The organism is Streptomyces sp. NBC_00557 (genome assembly GCF_036345995.1).
Taxonomy (GTDB): domain Bacteria; phylum Actinomycetota; class Actinomycetes; order Streptomycetales; family Streptomycetaceae; genus Streptomyces.
The window spans coordinates 5,754,629-5,773,543 of the sequence record NZ_CP107796.1 but is presented as its reverse complement, the minus strand read 5'-3'; the positions used below and the strand labels follow the sequence as shown (position 1 = coordinate 5,773,543).

General features: G+C 70.8%; 15 protein-coding genes. 7 read left to right on the top strand and 8 right to left on the bottom strand.

Translation table 11 applies throughout. The features are described from left to right. Positions 1-68 precede the first annotated feature (68 nt). Positions 69-512 carry a pyridoxamine 5'-phosphate oxidase family protein gene (locus tag OG956_RS25230; RefSeq protein WP_330340268.1) on the top strand — a complete coding sequence of 148 codons (444 nt, stop codon included), beginning with the start codon at positions 69-71 and terminating at the stop codon, positions 510-512. Positions 513-561: 49 nt separating this feature from the next. Here the strand turns inward: OG956_RS25230 and OG956_RS25225 are convergent, their stop codons facing one another. The 6 genes from OG956_RS25225 to OG956_RS25200 form a co-directional block, all read right to left on the bottom strand. Then, on the bottom strand, positions 562-1,596 hold the full coding sequence (locus OG956_RS25225) for an Acg family FMN-binding oxidoreductase (protein ID WP_330340267.1): 1,035 nt from the start codon (positions 1,594-1,596) through the stop codon (positions 562-564). Between the two features lie 131 nt (positions 1,597-1,727). Continuing rightward, on the bottom strand, positions 1,728-2,174 hold the full coding sequence (locus tag OG956_RS25220) for a hypothetical protein (protein WP_330340266.1): 447 nt from the start codon (positions 2,172-2,174) through the stop codon (positions 1,728-1,730). Beyond that, a complete protein-coding gene (locus tag OG956_RS25215; protein WP_330340265.1) occupies positions 2,174-4,777 on the bottom strand; it encodes a multicopper oxidase domain-containing protein in 2,604 nt (867 codons plus the stop codon). Before OG956_RS25215 ends, OG956_RS25220 begins: the two co-directional genes overlap by 1 nt. After that, on the bottom strand, positions 4,774-6,036 hold the full coding sequence (locus OG956_RS25210; protein ID WP_330340264.1) for a TIGR04053 family radical SAM/SPASM domain-containing protein: 1,263 nt from the start codon (positions 6,034-6,036) through the stop codon (positions 4,774-4,776). Before OG956_RS25210 ends, OG956_RS25215 begins: the two co-directional genes overlap by 4 nt. 648 nt (positions 6,037-6,684) lie before the next feature. Continuing rightward, positions 6,685-7,206, bottom strand: coding sequence for a hypothetical protein (locus tag OG956_RS25205; protein ID WP_330340263.1), 522 nt, complete (start codon positions 7,204-7,206; stop codon positions 6,685-6,687). An 87-nt stretch (positions 7,207-7,293) separates the two neighbouring features. After that, a complete protein-coding gene (locus OG956_RS25200) occupies positions 7,294-8,112 on the bottom strand; it encodes a DUF2249 domain-containing protein (protein WP_330340262.1) in 819 nt (272 codons plus the stop codon). Between the two features lie 657 nt (positions 8,113-8,769). Here OG956_RS25200 and OG956_RS25195 point away from each other — a divergent pair. Continuing rightward, positions 8,770-9,090 carry a hypothetical protein gene (locus OG956_RS25195; RefSeq protein ID WP_330340261.1) on the top strand — a complete coding sequence of 107 codons (321 nt, stop codon included), beginning with the start codon at positions 8,770-8,772 and terminating at the stop codon, positions 9,088-9,090. A 37-nt stretch (positions 9,091-9,127) separates the two neighbouring features. Here the strand turns inward: OG956_RS25195 and OG956_RS25190 are convergent, their stop codons facing one another. Continuing rightward, entirely contained in the window at positions 9,128-9,811 is a 684-nt protein-coding gene (locus OG956_RS25190; RefSeq protein ID WP_330340260.1) for a TetR/AcrR family transcriptional regulator, read from the bottom strand. A 164-nt stretch (positions 9,812-9,975) separates the two neighbouring features. On the opposite strand from OG956_RS25190, the gene OG956_RS25185 reads away from it, so the two are divergent. Further along, the gene (locus tag OG956_RS25185; RefSeq protein WP_330340259.1) at positions 9,976-10,659 is read left to right on the top strand and encodes an SDR family NAD(P)-dependent oxidoreductase; all 684 of its coding nucleotides are present in this window, start codon (positions 9,976-9,978) and stop codon (positions 10,657-10,659) included. Positions 10,660-10,788: 129 nt separating this feature from the next. On the opposite strand, the gene OG956_RS25180 is transcribed toward OG956_RS25185, so the two are convergent. Next, positions 10,789-11,697: a helix-turn-helix transcriptional regulator gene (locus tag OG956_RS25180; RefSeq protein ID WP_330340258.1), complete on the bottom strand. Its 909-nt coding sequence runs from the start codon at positions 11,695-11,697 to the stop codon at positions 10,789-10,791. Between the two features lie 250 nt (positions 11,698-11,947). On the opposite strand from OG956_RS25180, the gene OG956_RS25175 reads away from it, so the two are divergent. From OG956_RS25175 to OG956_RS25160, 4 genes are all read left to right on the top strand, one after another. After that, positions 11,948-12,949 carry an alpha/beta hydrolase gene (locus OG956_RS25175; RefSeq protein ID WP_330340257.1) on the top strand — a complete coding sequence of 334 codons (1,002 nt, stop codon included), beginning with the start codon at positions 11,948-11,950 and terminating at the stop codon, positions 12,947-12,949. 118 nt (positions 12,950-13,067) lie between these two features. Beyond that, positions 13,068-14,090, top strand: coding sequence for a zinc-dependent alcohol dehydrogenase family protein (locus OG956_RS25170; protein ID WP_330340256.1), 1,023 nt, complete (start codon positions 13,068-13,070; stop codon positions 14,088-14,090). A 148-nt stretch (positions 14,091-14,238) separates the two neighbouring features. Continuing rightward, complete coding sequence (locus OG956_RS25165; RefSeq protein WP_330340255.1) at positions 14,239-14,949, top strand: SDR family NAD(P)-dependent oxidoreductase; 711 nt, start codon at positions 14,239-14,241, stop codon at positions 14,947-14,949. Positions 14,950-15,216: 267 nt separating this feature from the next. Next, entirely contained in the window at positions 15,217-18,915 is a 3,699-nt protein-coding gene (locus OG956_RS25160) for a nitrate reductase subunit alpha (protein ID WP_330340254.1), read from the top strand.

Sequence of the window (18,915 nt, the reverse complement as noted above, 5' to 3'; positions counted from 1 at the left end):
TCTGGAGGTCAGGATCGAGGGCCGTCCGGCCCTAATGCCGCACCGGTCTACCGAGGCACCATGGACTGATGTCCCACAACGACGGCTTTCGCACACTCGACCGGCAGGAGTGCCTGCGCCTGTTGGCCAAAGCGCCGGTCGGTCGTGTCGTATACACCCGGCAGGCGCTGCCCGCCGTGCTCCCGTTGAACTTCTCCCTGGACACGGACTCCTCGGTGCTGCTGCGTACCTCGGCGAGTTCGGACCTTGTGCGCGCGATCGACGGAGTCGTGGTCGCCTTCGAAGCCGACGAGTTCGACGCCGCCTCCCGGTCCGGCTGGAGCGTGGTCGTCACCGGCCGCGCCACAGTGGTGACGGACCCCGCCGAACACGAACGGCTGTCACGGACCGGGCCACGCTCGTGGGTCGTCACGAGCGACGGGGTCTTCGTACGCATCGAGTCCGAGATGGTCACCGGCCGGGAACTGACTGGTACACAGCAGGGGATGACCGGGTCGGCGCAGCTCCGATAACGGTTCGCCGCGGCCGGGCCCGGACAGGGCCTTCAGAGCCCAGGGGGACTCAGGTCGTCGGCCTGGTGTCCCTGGCCGAGCGTGTCGAATCGGTCGCCTCCGCGGAACGGGGCGTGGTCTGCACGGAAGCGCGTGGGGTCCGGCCGCCGTCGGGGCCGTAGCCGAAGCGGATCAGTACCTGCGGATGGCACCGCTGCTGCGGAAGGCTGCTGGCCGCTCGCAGGTCCGGCCATTCCATGGCCTGGTGCAGGAGCGAGGTGCGCACTCCGTGCATGGTTGCCGTGAGCAGCACGTGCTGCAGCGCCTGGCCCGCGCGTAGCCAGTCCTCCGGTCGGTCGTGGGAGGTCCACAACAGGGCTGCCTGGGCGTGGCGTTCGAAGCGTAGGGCGGGCAGGTTCAGGGCGGGCAGCGGGCCGGTGAAGTCCCGCATTGGTATCCGCCCGGCGGCGTCTGTCGGGCCGAGCGCGGTGACGGGGATGCCGTAGGGGGTGTCCGTTCCCGGCCGGGTGATCCAGCTACGGGTCTCGGCGGTGCGTGCCGGGCTGGCGTGGTTGCGCGCCTCGGCCATGGCGGTCAGGCGCAGCAGCCTCCGGATTCCGACGAAGTCGGGCATGTGCAGCCGTGCGCCCTCGGCGTGCGCGGCCACCGCCAGCTCCGCGACGATCGGATCGGGTACGGGGCGGCCCGTGAACGGCATCCGGCTGGTGTGGCGTCGCGCGATGGCGGCGTACAGGTCCGGTTCCGCCAGTCGGCTGTCCTCCGGGCGCGGAGGATGGGTGAGCTCGATGGCGGCCAGCAGTTCCGGCTCCCCGGGATCGGGCAGCAGTCGTACGCCTGGGTGCCAGCCAAGGCGTACGGCGGCGAGCCTGATGTTGAACACGGCGGCCCCCACGGACAGATGCTGTGCGCGGCCATCGGGGTCGGCCAGCGGCAGTGACCGCTCCGGCGCCGCCCGGACCTCCAGCAGCTGGTTGGCGGGGTTCAGGCGGAAGCGCCAGGGTTGCGTGTTGTGGATGGACGGAGCTGCCACGGCCGCCGCGAGCAGCGTCTCCAGGGCAGCAGCGTCCAGGTCGGGAATGGGCACCGTGCTTCCTTTCTCGTCCGAGGCCACCGGCCGCCCTCCGCCCGCCCGAGAGGTGCAGTGGTGCATGTCTTCGCCGTGCTCTCCCGTGTTCGACGGACCAGGCAGCCCGTCATGGACGGAGTGATCGCCGCTCATGTCGCGGGCAGGGCGGTGGCGAGCAGTACGACGCCCAGGGAGCCGACGAGGGAGACGACCGCCAGGCCCCGGGCAAGGTCGGGGCGGTTCCGGGCGTGCGCGATGCCGTGTCCTGCCGCGGCGAGCATCACCACCACGAACAGCCCGAGTTTGGCCGCCAAGGTGCGGCCGTATCCGGGCTCGGCGAGCGATGCCCAGGTAACGCCCTTGTGCCAGGCCATGGCCCACCCGGTGCCCAGCTGTACCGGCAGGAACACCACCCCGGTCAGCAGCCCGAAGCGGCGGCCCGCCTCGGCGGCGAAGCGGTCCCTGGCCTCCGGCGCGAGCATGCGACGAGCCAGCGGAAGGACCACGAGGGTCAGGGCCAACTGCCCGCCGACCCACAGCACTGCACCGGTGACATGGAGGAACCGCACCACGGACCACAGACCCACCGTGCCCACTACTCGCTCACCTCCACCATGCCCATGGCCCCGGCTTCGGCGTGGCGCATGTCGTGGTCGACGAAGGAGTAGTGACCGGCCGCGGGGAACCTGGTCTCCACGAACCCTCCCTGGGCGGGGGCGAGATCGAGCGCCTGGGAGCCTCCTGGCTCACCGGGCCTGAGCAGGTAGGCGCCCTCCTTGTACACGGTGTCGAAGACGGTGCCGACGACGTGGAAGGCGATGCCGTCGCTCGGTCCGGCGGCCACCACCCAGAAGCGAGCCCGCTCGCCGGCCTGCGCCTTCAGCGGGGCCTTGGCGTACTGCGCGGCGGCGCCGTTGAACACCCAGGTGTCCGGAGTGTCCTGACGCATCTTCGCCACCTGGGCCGCGCTGCCGGGCGTGCCGAGGTACAGCTCGGAGGAGACCAGCACGTACTCGTGGTCCACCTTCTTCAGGCCGGGCGGGTCGATGATGACCGCCCCGTACATGCCGTTGCCCATGTGCTGGAGCATCGGCGCGCTGCTGCAGTGGTACAGCCATGCACCCGCCTTGTCGGCGCGGAAGCGGTAGACCAGGCGCTGACCGGGCTGGAGGGTACGCATCGACGTGTCCGGGGACAGCGAACCGGCGTGGAAGTCGATGCCGTGGCCCATGGTCGTGTCGTCGTTGACGAGGGTGATCTCGAAGACGTCGCCGACGTTCCCGTGGAGGGTGGGGCCGGGGGCGGTGCCGCCGAAGGTCCACATCTGCTGCTTGACGCCCGGGGCGACCTCGATGGTCCTGGAGGCGGCGTGCAGTTCGATCCGGTGCACTCTGCCGGCGGGCACGGGAGCCAGATCGGGATCACGGGGCTTCCATCCACGGGAGAAGTCGGCGGAGAGGTCAAGCCCCGTGCTGTCGAGGATGGTCGTATGCCCGTCATGTGGGCTGGTGGCCGTGTCCGTGGCGTTCTTCACAACGAGGGCCATCGTCATTCCGGCGGCGCGGTGGCCGGGCAGCGTGCACCATGCGGTGCGGTCCTTGGTGAGCGGCCCGAGGTCGAGGGTGCGGCTCTGCCCGTGGGAGAGGAGGGGGGTGGAGGGGCCTCCGTCGAGCTTGAGGTCGTGCCGCTGGGCGTCCTTGTTGGTGACCTTCAGCTTCAGCGCGGTGCCTGCGGTGACCTCGATCCGGCTGGGCCGGATGCGCATGTCGGTCAGGGTGACGTCGACGGTGCGCGTGGCGGTGGCGGCGCCGCTGCCCGCCCCGGCGGCGACGGCGGGGCGGTGGGTGTCGCCGCCGCTGTTGGCGAGCAGCACGGCCAGCGCGATCAGGACAGCACCGGCCGCACTGCCCACCAGGACCGGCCCGCGCGCCGAACGGCTCTCTCCGGTACGGCGCCCCGCTCGGACGAGAGCGGAGACAGTGAGGGCGATGAACACAGTTCCGGCCGTCGCGGCCAGCAGCATGCCCGCCGCGCCGGAGGGACCGGGCAGCGGCAGTGCCACCAGTGCGACGCCCCCATTGAGGGTCACCAACCGGGCCAACCAGCCTCGTTCCAGTACCGCCCGGACCGCGGCCCGCTCCTTCGGTCCGCTGCCGAGCACGATCGGCAACAGGTAGGTCAGGGCGCCGACGAGGACCTGTGCGACGACACCGATGAGCAGCACCGGGACCAGGGCGCCGACCTCCTCCCCTGCCTGGGCGAGGGGCCGGATGGTCAGGATCACCGCATCCGTGGTCACGCCGATGCACAGCCATACGACAGCTGCTCCGAACGTCCATGCGGCCGCCGCCGAGACCGGGCGTCGCCCGCGTACCGTGCGGGCGAACAGTTCCACCGCCAAGGCCAGGCCGACGGCGTATGCCACGACACCGATCACGGCCGGCGGGCGCCACCCGGCGGCCAGCCCGACGACAGTGGTCAGCAGTCCGCCGCCGGTCAGCCCCAGCACCCAGCGCGCCACCCGAGTGGTGCGTTCGGCCATGCGGACGCCCAGCACGGTGGGCCAGAGCATGAACAGGGTGCCCAGCACGGGAAGTCCGATCCAGCCGAGCAGGGTGACATGGATGTGGGCGAGCCTCAGTTCGGCGTAGTGCTGAGCACCGGCCCGTCCGGTGGCGAGCAGCCCGCCCAGGACCACGCCGACGATCAGCACCCCTGCGGCCACCCGATAGAAGTCGACGATGGGAGCGAGCCGCCCGCCCAGTGCGCCCCGGCCCATACGCACCAGCACCACCAGGTGCGCGGCGACCGCGACCACCAGCAGGGCGGCTGCGGCACCGATCAGAAGCGGCCGGTCCATCCACACGCCGACGAGGACACCCACCACGGCGAGGTTGACCCCGGCCAGCCGAGCGTCACTCCACCGTTCGTCGGGGCGGCGGGCGTGCAGCAGAGCGACGGTGAAGTGCTCGCTCCAGACCACGATGGCGGTGGTGGCGGCGCCGAGCAGGAACAGGTGGATCGCCAGCCAGCGGGCGATGGGCAGCGACTGCTGTGCGGTGGCTGCCAGCAGCGCCAGGGCCGCCCACACCACGACGACGATGTGGGCACGCAGGTGACGGGCCTTCAGCCCCGACTGCTTGAACCTGCTGGGATACCGGCCGCCGGTGGATTCGGGACGTTCGAGCTCGGTGGTCACGTGACTTCCTGTTGCTGCGTATGGCGTTCGGGCGACGGATGACGAACCGGCTCCGGTGAGGCACCGAGGCCCGCCGTACCAGGCGAGTCCGCCAGCAGCGCCGCCAGTTCCCGCTGGTGGGGGAAGGACCCGGGCCGGTATACGCACCACGGCTCCTCGGCGTACGGATCGCCCGTGACGCCGTAGGCGCGGGAGCGGGAGCCGCCGCAGACCCGGCGGAACTCGCACGCTCCGCAGCGCCCGCCGAGCCGGTCCGGGTCGCGCAGGCCGGTGAACAGCTCGGAGGTGCGGTAGATCTCGGGCAGCGGTGTCTCGCGCACGTTGCCCGCGCCCAGGGGCAGGAATCCACTCGGGTGCACGGTGCCTGTGTGTGAGACGAAGACGAAGCCGCGGCCCGCGTTGACGTCCAGCGGCGGCCGTCGTGCTCGGCGGCCTCCGGCGCTCAGGCCCAACGCGGAGGCGCGGTCGCGAAGTTCCTGATAGAGCGGGCCGAGCCCGAGCACCCTGACATGGTCCTCGCAGGCGTCCGCCAGCACCTTCCGCTGGAGTGCGACGCGGCGGAAGTGATGGGCTTCGGTCGTCTTGGCGGGGACGGTCAGGCCCACGTCGTACACGAAGTTGAGGACGTCTTCCGTCTCGGCCGGGGTGAGCACGCCGAGCTGTCGGCCACGGCCGGTCGGCACCAGGAAGAAGGCGCTCCACAGCATCGCGCCGTGCTCGACGACGAGACGGACGATGTCCGGCAGGTCCTGGAGGTTGTGCCGGGCGACCGTGGTGTTGATCTGCACCTTCATGCCGAGCGCGCGGGCGGTGTCCCAGGCGTCCAGGGTCCAGCGGTACACCCCGGGCACACCACGGAATCCGTCGTGCAGGTCGGCGGTGGAGCCGTCGAGGCTCAGCGACAGCCCGACCGCACCCGCGTCGTGCACGGCGCGCAGCCGGTCCGGGGTGAGCGTGGGCGTGCCGGAGGGAGAGACAGCGACGCGCACACCCGCCGTTTCACCGTAGGCGATCAGCTCCAGCAGGTCGGGGCGCTGGAAGGGATCGCCGCCCGTGATCACGAACAGCGGTGCCGGGGCCCCGAAGGCGGCCACTTGGTGCAGCAGCTCCTTGGCGGCAGCAGTGTCGAGCTCCCGCGGGTCACGGTCGGGCACTGCCTCGGCCCGGCAGTGCAGGCAGGCGAGCGGGCAGGCCCGGGTCGCCTCCCAGATCACGATGAACGGCCGGTCGTCGGCGTTCTGGCGCTGCCGACGGATCACTCGGAGGACGCTCACCGGTCCCCCCGCTCGGAATCGCTGCGTATCGTGCGTCCGGCCGCCCTGGAGTCAGGGCAGACGTGGCGGGCGGCCGGACGATGACCTGTCCGGCCCGTGCGTGGCGCCCGCCACGGGGGACGGCGGTGGAGACAGCCGCACGGGCGCTCGATTCGGTCGTACACGGGATACCTCCGGTTCGGTCGCCGTCAGCATCGGGCAATGAGCGACCTGGGCGCGGCGGCCGATCCGCCCATGAGGATGGGGCCGACGGTCCCTCGTTCGGTTCGCAGGACAGGGCCGAAGGGGCCGGATGGGACTAATGGGGTGAATGCCGCACCAGGTGGGTGCTGATGGCATGCGGCGCCGAGTGCCTCCCCCGCCACGGCGGAGACGCACATGATCTTTGTGCCGACGACCACCCAGGAGCACGAGTAGATGTTGTGAATTGGCTGTTCGAAAAGGGTCAACTGCTGCTTGGCGATGGGAGATTGGGGAGGCGGCCTCCGCCATGGTCGGCGATGGCGGCGGCCGCATGCGGAGATCTCGTGTCTCGCCTGCACGGGATCCTGGCGCGATTCGTCCTCGCGGCGGCCGGGGTCGTGCGGGATCCGGATCGAACCGGTCAGAGGACGGAGTGAATTCGACAGGCGGCTACCCCATGCGCCGCGGGCTCCCGCCGCCGCTCCCGTCCACGCCCAGGGCGTCCGCCGTGGCCACCAGGGCCGTACCCAGGCCGGTCAGCAGGGCACCGAGCCCAGTGACCAGGGTGGTGAGGTGCCATGCCTGGTAGGCCGACAGCAGCGAACCGCGCAGGGTTTCGCCCATGAACGCGGTCTGGCGCAGGGCGCTCAGCTTCTCGTCGTCGTTTCCTGTGGCGTGCAGTTCCTCGGTGATCTCGGCGTAGGTGCGGCCGCCGGTGGCCTGGACGAGGTGGTCCTTGATGAGTTCGGCGTAGGCGTGAGCCTGGGGACCGGTCTCCACTTGCCGGCCGGTGAGGGGGACGAGGTGGTCAGGCAGCCCGTGGTCCGGGAACGTGATCTTCTGGGCTGCCAGTTCCGTACGGATCTCCTTACGGCCGTTGCGCCCGCGCCAGACCATGACGGGTCCAGCGGCCACCAGAGCCGCACCGACCGTCCTGACCAGTGGACCGGTCCACCAGTGCGCACCATTCATGAAACGTGCCTTTCCTCTGTTCGGTGTTCGTGCGGGCCACGGGAGGTTGCGGCGCGCACGCTGCAGGGCCGCCGGTCGCGGGCCGGGTCAGTGGTGGCTGAGCCGGAGCCGCCAGGCTTCGGGACCCCGCTGCAGGTATTCCACGGCGAAGCGTCCAGGGTTGCGCTGTTCGATCTGCCCGAGCAGCGGCAGCGGGTCGTGCGGCGCGACGAGCACCATGGCCTGCCCGGCCTGGACAGCGTCCAGCGCGCCGAAAACCGTCGCATGGCGGAGGGCGTGGGGAACGGATCGCACATCCAGTTCGGGCTCGGCGGCCTCTTCCTCGCCGCCGCAGCCGCACCCTCCACCGCAACCGGTCTCCTCCCCGTTTTCCTGGGCCGCCGTATGGCTGTCGGCTCCAGGACCGCCGCCGGACCGGGTGCGGTGCTCAAGCCGGTCGTGCATGCTGGCGAGCAAGTCGGCCAGCCGGAGCCCCGGGGCCGCGGCGAGCAGGGGGAGCACAAGGCCGTTCTCCTTGGCCACGTGTTCTTCGAAGAAGACCTGAAGAGCGCGGGCGTCGGCCGCCGCGCCGGTCACGTCGGACGGGGTGCGCAGGGCGTCGACCAGCGCGGTCAGGCAGCTGTGTTCAGCGATCAGGCTCTCAACGAGCAGGCGACTGTCCGGTAGGCGGCGCGCGGCGGGGTAGAGCGCGGCTTCCTCGGCAATCGCGTGCGGCAGGATCTCACGGTCACAGAAGGCGACGAGGCCCGCACGGATTCGCTCCGCGGCATCCGGATCCCGGTTCGCCGCGGTGAGCAGCATCGCCACGCGGCCAGCCAGCTCCCCGGCCATGCGGGCATGGTGCGCCTCTGCGGCTTCGAGGGCTGTGGCGTCCTCGGGGGCCGAGGCAAGGGTGAGAGCACTCACGAGGGTGCCTCCAGTGGTTCACGGCCGGGCAGCCCGGCCAGGTGCGGGTAGAGGTGCCGGCTCGTCCGCCACGTCCTGACGTGACCCGCGGACGACGCGGCCAGGCAGGGACCAACGACGACGACGCGATATGGCGGGCGACCGTGGGCCGTGGCGGAGAGCCGGACGGTGACCGGACCGGGAGCGCGCCGTGTCTGCCGCGGCCGTAGGCACGAGAAGACGTGGCCGGGCAGCCGGGCGCAAGGGCCTTCCGGCCGTTCCCGGCCGGTCGGAAGTCAGCGTCCCCGTGCCGCTCCTGCCGCAGCTTGGGCCGAGCGGCCCTGCAACGCCGTCCAATGGTCCTCCATCACTACCTCGGGCCTGTCCGGGTGGCCGCCCGGGGACAAGAACTCAGCGCGCCCGCCCGGTGGACGGCCTCCTCGGGCCGGGCACACAGCCGCCGCGATCGCGACCCCAGCCCGCGCGTGGATGCAAGTAAGCCCCGTAGTCCTAGCTCCAACCCCGGCCGCAAGGTAGCTCGGGCTGCACGTCCACGGCTCGTCTGGTCGCCCATTGCCGCGGGGCGCCGGTTCGTTGAGCCGTTCGGGTGAATCCGTGGACTGAGGCGAGGGACGGCGGGGACGTGCGGCAGGAGTGGTCACCGGAAGACGTGGTGGCGTGCTGGACACTGGTGGACGGCGACTGGGACCTGGTGGCGAACAAAACGGTCCGACGCGGCTGGGCTTCTCTCTGGTGCTGAGGTTCTTCGAGCTCGAGGGCCGGTTCCCGGAGTTCGTTGAGGAGATCCCACCGCAGGCGGTTGAGTACGTCACCGAGTTGGTGAAGGTGCCGGCGGCGGACTTTGTTCTGGTCGGACTCAACCCGTATGGCACCTTCCACCTGGACATGGACAAGCGCCTCGACCTGGGGCTGGTCAACGCAGTACCCCGCCCTCGCGGCCAGGCGGACGCCGATCGATCGAGCGCGGAGACACGGTGACCGCGGTGTTGGGCGACGACCGGGTGGCCGGGTGCTGTCAGCTGCCCTTGCCCGGCTTTGACGCGGTGTCACCCGTCGTGCTGGCGCGGAGCATGGCCCGGTAGAGAGCGTCGTGCTCGGGCGAGGCGGGCAGGGAGCCGCGAGCGGGGGCCTCGAAGGACTGGATGAAGAAGGCCACCACGCGCCGCCACGCGTCGGGCGCGGCGTCGCCGGTGGCGTTGACGACGCCGGCGTTGGCCATGTGCATCAGCACCAGGTCAGAGGGATCGAAGTCCTCGCGCAGGCGGCCTGCGGCCTTGGCGCGGTCGATGAGCCGCAGCATGGCCTCGTACGCCTCGGTGCGGCGCTGCTCCAGGGCCTTGGCGGTGGGGAAGGTCGTGGTCAGCACGTCGGCGAAGCCGTAGTCGGCGGCCTGCATCGCGCAGGCGGTCTCGATGTAGCCGGTGAAGCCGCGCCAGGGGTCGGGGTCTGCCAGCGCAGCCGTGACCGCGTCGGCGTAGGCGTCCATGCGGCCGGCGAAGACCGCGGCGACCAGGTCCTCCTTGGTGGGGAAGTGCCGGAACAGGGTGGCGATGCCCACGCCCGTCTCGCGGGCCACCGAGGCCATGGAGGCGCTCAGGCCATCGCGGGCGAACACCGTGCGCGCGGCGGCGATGATCCGGCCCCGGTTGCGTTCGGCGTCGCTGCGCAGGGGCTGGGCGGTCGTCTCGTCCCTGTTCATGCCGCCAGTCTAGCGAATCGGAATGCCCTATCCGATTGCCGTGTTACCGTGGTCGGGACGAACCGGATAGGCCTTTCCGGAATAGAAACCGGATAGGCCTATCCAATTCATTCAGGGCTGCACAGGAGCACTCGGCTCCGTGACAGTCCGCGAAAGGATCTTCTGTGACCAGCATCGCCATCGTCGGAGCCGGACCCCAGCTGGGCCTGGCCATCGCCCGCACCTTCGGCTCCCACGGCTTCGACGTCGCCCTGATCTCCCGCAACCGGGACAAGCTCGACACCCTCGTCGGCAAGCTCGCCGCCGACGGCATCACCGCCGCCGCGTTTCCCGCGGACGTGCTCGACCGCAACGCGCTCACCCAGGCGCTGGGGGACGCCGCCGCCAGGTTCGGCGGCATCGACGTCCTGGAGTACTCCCCGGTCGGCACGTTCGGCACCACCGCGCTGACCTCCCCGACCGGCACGGAGCCCTCGCACGTGGAGTTCGAGATGAACTTCCAGCTCTACGGCGCCATCGCCGCCACGCAGGCGGTGCTGCCCGCGATGCGCGAGGCCGGCGCGGGCACGCTGCTGTTCACCACCGGCGCGGGCTCGATCGTCCCCGACCCGCGGGTCGCCAACGTCAACGCCGCCGCCGCGGCGCTGCGCAACTGGGCGATGAACCTGCACAACGAGCTGGCCGACGCGGGCACCGGTGTCCAGGCCGCGCACGTCGGCATCGACGTGTCGATCGGCACCGCCGTCATCCCCGGCCTGCCCACCGCGCAGCCCGAGCAGATCGCCCCGGTCTACTGGGAGCTGCACACCACCGCCCGTGACCAGGCCGAGCGCGTCTTTTCCCTCTGAAGCTCCGGTCGGGCCGGCGGCAGCGCCGGGGGTGGCGCTGCCGCCGGGCCCGGCCGGGCGGACCCGGTCCGCGACGAGGGCTCGTCCCCGGTCCCGCCCAGGGACGGGGACGAGTCCTTGCCGGGCCGGTCAGTCGTGCTGCAGATGCTGGCTGGAGGATGTGCTGCCCTGAGTGGCGGCCCAGGAGGCGAGCAGGCGCAGCGCCTCTTCGGAGGCGGTGCCCGGTTCGGCGCAGTAGACGGTGAGGACGTGCGCGCTCCGGTTGGGCAGGGGCAGGCCCAGGGAGTGGTAGGTCAGCTCCAGGTCGCCGACCACGGGGTGGCGCAGGCGCTTGGTGCCGTCGTGGTGGATGCGGACGTCGTGCGCGGCCCAGTGGGTGCGGAAGGCGGCGCTGAGGGTGGACAGCTCTCCGATGAGTTCGCGCAGCGCCCGGTCGCCCGGTTCGCGTCCGGCTTCGGCGTGCAGCAGCGCGGCGGTGGAGGCACAGGCGGCGTCCCAGTCGGCGAAGTAGTGCTGGGCTCCGGGGTCGAGGAAGATGTAGCGGGCCAGGTTGGCGCGGCCGTGCTCGCGGGTGGTGGGGCTGTCGTACATCGGCGCCCACAAGGCCTTGAACAGCGCGTTGTGGGCGATGACGTCCAGGCGGCCGTTGCAGACGAAAGCGCAGGCCATCGTCATGGAGTCGAGCATCCACTGCACCCGGGGCGGGACGTCGACGTCCTTGCGGCGCGGCGCAGTGCGGCGGGCAGGGCGGGCGGATTTGGCCAGGTCGAACAGATAGGTCCGCTCGTCCTCGTCCAGGTGCAGCGCCTGGGCCACGGCCGCGAGGACGTCCTCGGACACGCCGCTGATGTGGCCCTTCTCCAGCCGGGTGTACCACTCGGTGCTGACCCCGGCCAGCACGGCGACCTCCTCGCGCCGCAGCCCCGGCACGCGACGGCGGGTGCCGGCGGGCAGCCCGGCCTGCTCCGGAGTGATCTTGGCCCGTCGGCTGACGAGGAAGTCGCGGATGTCGGCGCGGTTGCCACCCTGCTGGTCCATGGCTTCCACGGTAGTCGCGGGCTGCCGGCGAGGGAGGTCGAGCTTGTCCCCCCTCAATCCGCGGCGCCGGACGGCGCGCGGACCCCAGCGGGGGGAGAGCCGGTCCCCCCGATAAGTGCGACCTTCTCCCTGCCCGGCCTGGGCGGTTTTCTGGACATGCGAGCCCCATCGGCCGCGAAGAACATGAAGCGGAAAGCGGTCCCAGCACCCCACGCGAGGCTCGGACCAGCAACGTCTCAGGAGCGAGAACATGACCACGTCGGACGGCTACACCTTCCAGCTGGACGAGAACGTCGACCGCACCCCGGTGCGGTTCAAGAACCGGTTCGGCATCGAGATCGCCGCGGACCTCTACACCCCGAAGAACGCCACCGGCAAGCTCCCGGCGCTGGCCGTCAGCGGGCCGTTCGGCGCCGTCAAGGAGCAGTCGTCGGGCCTGTACGCGAACGAGTTCGCGCGCCGCGGCTACGTGTCCCTCGCGTTCGACCCCTCCTTCTCGGGCGAGAGCGGCGGCGAGGTCCGCGATGTCGCCGCCCCCGGCATCTACACCGAGGACTACAGCGCCGCCGTCGACTTCCTCGGACTGCAGGACCTCGTCGACCGCGAGCGCATCGGAGCGCACGCCATCTGCGGCCTGAGCGGCATGGCGCTCACCGCCGCGGCCGCCGACGGCCGGATCAAGGCGGTGGCCACGGTCTCGATGTACGACATGTCGCGCAGCATGTCCCGCGGCTACAAGGACAGCTACACGCCCGAGCAGCGCCAGGAGATCGTCGACTACCTCGGCCGGCAGCGGTGGGCCGACGCCGAGAACGGCACCTTCGCACGGGGATCCCACGAGATCCCCTTCAACGCGGACGGCACCATGGCCATCTCCGACCGCATCCTGCCCGAGACCCTCCCCGAGGGCGCGGACCCGGTCACCTCCAGCTTCTTCGACTACTACCGCACCGAGCGCGGCTACCACCCCCGCTCCGTCAACTCCAACACCGTGTGGACCGCGACCACGCCCCAGGGCTTCTTCGCGTTCCCGCTGATGGCGAACATCGGCATGCTCGCGCCCCGCCGCGCCCTTCTGGTGGCTGGCGCCGACGCGCACTCGCGCTACTACTCCGAGGACGTCCAGGCGATGGCGCCCGGCAACATCGACCTGGTGATCGTTCCGGGCGCGGACCACGTCGACCTGTACGACCGCAAGGACCTCATCCCGTTCGACAAGCTCGACGAGTTCTTCACCAAGAACCTGGCCTGACCAGCATCGCCTTGCCGTACGGCAGGCGGCCCCGCCCGCCTGCCGGCAGCGAAACACCACTCACGGCCGTCAGAGCGGTCGAGCCCCGCACGCAACAAGAAGCACGGAGACGCACAACATGCGTGGAGTCATCATGCACACCGCCGGGGACGTCCGGGTGGAGGACCGTGACGACCCGAAGATCATCGAACCGACCGACGCGATCGTGAAGCTGACGGCGACCTGCATCTGCGGGTCGGACCTGTGGCCCTACCGCGGCATCGAGCCCGCCGACCACACCCTCATGGGCCACGAGTACGTCGGCGTGGTCGAAGAGGTCGGCTCCGAGGTGAAGACCGTCAAGCCCGGGGACTTCGTCGTCGGCTCCTTCGTCATCTCCGACAACACCTGCGAGATCTGCCAGGCCGGCTTCCAGTCCAAGTGCGTGCACGCCGAGTTCGTCCACGCCGGGATCGGCACCCAGGCCGAGAAGGCCCGCATCCCGCTGGCCGACGGCACCCTGGTGGCCACCCCAGGACAACCCGACCCCGAGCTGATCCCCGCCCTCCTAGCCGCCTCCGACGTGCTCGGCACCGGCTGGTTCGCCGCCGTCGCCGCCGAGGCCGGCCCCGGCAAGACCGTCGCCGTCGTCGGCGACGGCGCCGTCGGCCTGATGGCCATCCTGGCCGCCAAGCAGCTCGGCGCCGAGCAGATCATCGCCATGTCCCGCCACCCCGAGCGGCAGAAACTCGCCCGCTACTACGGCGCCACCGACATCGTCGAGGAGCGCAGCGACGCCGGCGTCGCGAAGATCAAGGAACTCACCGGCGGACTGGGCGCGCACTCGGTCGTCGAAGCGGTCGGCACGAAGGAATCGTTCATGCAGGCCGTCGGCTCCACCCGCGGCGGCGGCCACATGGGCTACGTCGGCGTGAACTACGACGTGCAGATCCCCGGCATCGAGCTGTTCTTCGCCGGCATCCACACCCTGGGCGGCCCCGCCCCGGTCCGCCGGTTCCTCCCCGACCTGATCCAGCTCATCTGGGACCGCAAGATCGACCCCGGCAAGGTCTTCGACCTCACCCTCCCCCTGGAACAGGCCGCCGAAGGCTACAAGGCCATGGACGAACGCCGCGCCACCAAGGTCCTCCTCACCCTCTGACCAACCCCTCCCCGCCGCCCCGTCCCGTCGCACAGCGCGGACGGGGCAGGGAACTGAGCAGGGGCGCCGACACGGCGGCCGCGGCAGGGCCAAGGAGAACCTGGTCATCGCGCAGCTGCACCGCAGACCGGAGACGAGGGACAGGGACATGGCATTGATTCTGGTGACCGGCGCCTCCAGCGGGCTCGGACACAACACCGCGGACGCACTGGCCGACCAGGGGCACGACGTCGTCGTCCACGCCCGCAACCAAGGCCGTCTCAACGCGGAGGCCGCCGGCCGGTGGAAAGGCACCATCGTCGGCGACCTGGCGAAACTCGACGAGATCCGGCACGTCGCCGACCAGGCCCAGGAGTTCGGCCGCTTCGACGCCGTCATCCACAACGCCGGTGTCCTGGACTCTCCCGACGTCGTCACGGTCAACACCCTCGCGCCCTACCTGCTGACCGCGCTCATGGACAAGCCCGGCCGACTCATCTACCTCAGCAGCTCCATGCACCGCGGCGGCTCCACCGACCTGCGACGCCTCACCGACGGCACCGCCTCCTACTCCGACGCCAAGCTCTGGGTCACCACCCTCGCGCTCGCCCTCGCCTCCCGCTGGGACGGAACCACCAGCCACGCGGTCGACCCCGGCTGGGTACCGACCCGCATGGGCGGCCCCGGCGCACCGGACGACCTGACCGCCGGCCACCAGACACAGGCATGGCTCGCCACACACCACAACATCACCCCGAACACCGGCGGCTACTGGCACCACCAGCGCCCCCAGGAACCTCACCCTGCGGCGCCAGACGAAGAGTTCCAGGCTCGTCTCATCCAAGCCCTGGAGAGCCACACCGGCGTCCAGCTCGGCTGACCACTCCCCACTCGAAGCGAGCCCCGAGCGACGCGGCATGCGTCGATCCGCCTCCGCGTCCACTCGCGGCGTGCAGACCGCCACCGCAGCGAGCATGTGATCGTCTCGCACAGTAGCCTCGCCGCTCTCGTACACGCACATCTCGCCCCCACTACCCGAAGGGCCCTGGGTCCCCTCGCCCCAGGTGAAGAGCGGGCCATACGGTCGGCCAAGCAGGGCCGTTCGGCCCCAGGCCCGGCTGGAATCCGACGCCTAGCGTTCGTGCTCATGGAGAACGACAAGATCGCGCGCCCCGCGCAGCGGCGCGAAGGTGACAGTTGGCCGCTGGCGGCCCGCAGGCTGCTGACCCGCCGCGAGGTCTCGGCCGACGGACGCGCTGTCTTCGGCACCGGCGACCCCTCGTGGGAGGGGTTCTACCGCGACCGCTGGGCGCACGACAAGGTGGTGCGCTCCACGCACGGCGTCAACTGCACCGGGTCGTGTTCGTGGATGGTGTACGTCAAGGACGGCATCATCACCTGGGAGCACCAGGCCACCGACTACCCGTCGATCGGCGCGGACTGCCCCGAATACGAGCCCCGCGGCTGCCCGCGTGGAGCGTCGTTCTCCTGGTACACCTACTCCCCGAGCCGGGTCCGCTACCCGTACGTGCGCGGCGCGCTGCTGAAGCTGTGGCGCGAGGCCCGGCGGCGGCTCGGCGATCCGGTCGCGGCCTGGGCGGAGATCACGGGCGACCCGGCGAAGGCGCGCGCCTACAAGCGGGCTCGCGGCAAGGGCGGCCTGGTGCGGGCCGACTGGGACGAGGTCGCCGAGCTGGTCGCCGCCGCCCACGTCCACACCATCAAGGCCTACGGCCCCGACCGCGTCGCCGGCTTCTCCCCGATCCCCGCGATGTCAATGGCGTCCTTCGCGGCCGGCTCCCGCTTCATGTCGCTGATCGGCGGCACGCTGCTCTCCTTCTACGACTGGTACGCCGACCTGCCGATCGCCTCCCCGCAGGTCTTCGGTGACCAGACCGACGTGCCCGAGGCCGCGGACTGGTGGAACGCCGGCTACCTGATCATGTGGGGTTCCAATATCCCCGTCACCCGCACCCCCGACGCTCACTTCCTCACCGAGAGCCGCTACAACGGCACCAAGGTCGTCGCGGTCAGCCCCGACTACGCCGACAACGTCAAGCACGCCGACGAGTGGCTCGCCCCGCACCCCGGAACGGACGGCGCGCTGGCGATGGCCATGGGCCATGTGATCCTGCGGGAGTTCCTCGTCGACCGCGACGTGCCCTACTTCCGGGACTACCTGCGTAAGTTCACCGACGCCCCATTCCTGGTGACCCTGCGCGAGCACGAACACGGACTCGTCCCGGACGGGTTCCTGACCGCCGCCGACCTCGGGCACGACACAGAACACGCCGAGTCCAAGACCGTCCTCCTCGACGCGGCCACGGGTGAGCCCGTCGTGCCGAACGGCTCGCTCGGCTTCCGCTGGGGAAAGACCGAACAGGGCCGCTGGAACCTTGAACTGGGCGAAGTGGAGCCCGAGTTGAGCCTACTCGACTCGGCCGAGGACCGGGTGCGCGTGGCACTTCCCCGGTTCGACGAGGGCGCCTCGGAGGGCGGCTCGGTGATGGTGCGCGGCGTACCTGTGCGGCGGATCGGCGGCCGACTCGTCACCACGGTCTTCGACCTGATGCTCGCCCAGTACGGGGTGGCCCGGCCCGGTCTGCCGGGCGTCTGGCCGCTCGCATACGACGACGCGTCCCAGCCGTACACCCCGGCCTGGCAGGAGACGATCACCTCGGTGCCCGCCGAGCAGGCGGCCCGGATCGCCCGGGAGTTCGCCCGTAACGCCGAGCGCACTCAGGGCCGTTCGATGATCGCGATGGGTGCGGGCACCAACCACTGGTTCCACTCGGACACGATCTACCGGGCGTTCCTGGCACTGACCACGATGACCGGCTGCCAGGGTGTCAACGGCGGCGGCTGGGCGCACTACGTCGGCCAGGAGAAGGTCCGTCCGCTGACCGGCTTCCAGCACCTGGCGTTCGCCTTCGACTGGCAGCGGCCCACCCGGCACATGGCGGGGACGTCGTACTGGTACCTGAACTCCGACCAGTGGCGCTACGAGGCGTTCGGCCCCGACGAGCTGGCATCCCCGCTCGGTGAAGGCCGCTTCAAGGGGAAGGCGTTCGCGGACACGCTCGCACAGGCGGTACGGCTCGGCTGGACGCCCGGCCATCCCGGCTTCAACCGCAACCCGCTGGACCTGACCGACGAGGCCGCCGCCGAGGGGCGCCCCGTCGCCGAGCACATCGTCGACGAGCTGAAGTCCGGCAGGCTGCGGTTCGCCGCCGAGGATCCCGACGACCCGGCCAACTTCCCCCGCGTGCTGACTGTGTGGCGGGCGAACCTGCTGGGCTCCTCCGGCAAGGGCAACGAGTACTTCCTGCGCCATCTGCTCGGCACGGACGCGGCAGTCCGCTCCGCCGAGACCCCGCCCGAGGGACGGCCGAAGGAGGTGGTGTGGCGGGAGGAGGCGCCCGAGGGCAAGCTCGACCTGCTGGTCTGCATGGACTTCCGGATGACCTCCACCGGGCTGCTGGCCGACGTGGTCCTGCCGGCCGCCACCTGGTACGAGAAGGACGACCTGTCCTCGACCGACATGCACCCCTTCGTGCACGCCTTCACACCCGCCATCGCCCCGCCCTGGCAGGCCCGCACCGACTACGACACCTTCCTGACCATCGCCGACCGCTTCAGCGAGCTCGCCGCCGGGCACCTCGGCACCCGCACCGACGTCCTCGCCGTGCCGCTCACGCACGACACCCCCGACGAACTCGCCCAGCCGGGCGGTGTCGTACGGGACTGGAAGACGGGCGAGTGCGACCCGGTGCCCGGCCGTACCATGCCGAAGCTCGTAGTCGTCGAACGCGACTACGCCGCGACCGCGCAGAAGATGCGCGCCGTCGGCCCCCTGCTCGACACCCTGGGCACCACCACCAAGGGCATCACCGTCCACCCGGACCAGGAGCTGGAGGAGCTACGGCACCGCTGCGGGACCGTACGGGGCGGAATCGCCGCCGGGCGGCCCTCCCTGGCCACCGCCTCCGACATGTGCGAGGCGATCCTCGCTCTGTCCGGCACCACCAACGGCCGCCTGGCCACCGAGGGCTTCCGCGCGATGGAGCGGCAGACCGGCAGCGAGGGCCTGGTGGAACTCGCCTCTGAGCGCGAGGCCGAGCGGATCACCTTCGCCGACACCCGCACCCAGCCTCGCGCGGTCATGACCTCCTACGAGTGGTCGGGCTCGGAGACCGGCGGGCGCCGCTACTCCCCCTTCGTGATCAACACCGAGCACAAAAAGCCCTGGCACACGCTCACCGGCCGCCAGCACTTCTTCGTCCAGCACGACTGGATGGCCGAACTCGGCGAGCAACTCCCCGTATACCGGCCCCCGTTGAACACCCCCCGGCACTGCGGCGACGAGCAGCTGCATGAGCACGGCCGGGCGGAGGTCACGGTCCGCTATCTGACCCCGCACTCGAAGTGGTCCATCCACTCGAACTACCAGGACAACAAGTACATGCTCGACCTGTCCCGGGGCGGCCCGGTGATCTGGATGTCCACCGCCGACGCCGAGAAGATCGGCGTGACGGACAACGAGTGGATCGAGGCGTACAACCGCAACGGCGTCGTCGCCGCCCGCGCCGTGGTCACCCACCGGATGCCCGAGGGCACCGTGTACATGTACCACGCCCAGGACCGCAACGTGAACGTGCCGAAGACCGAGGTCAGCGGCAAGCGGGGCGGCATCCACAACTCCCTGACGAGGCTGCTGCTCAAGCCCACCCATCTCGCGGGCGGCTACGCGCAGTTCACCTACGCCTTCAACTACTACGGCCCGACCGGCAACCAGCGCGACGAGGTCACCGTCATCCGCCGCCGCTCGCAGAACGTGGAGTACTGA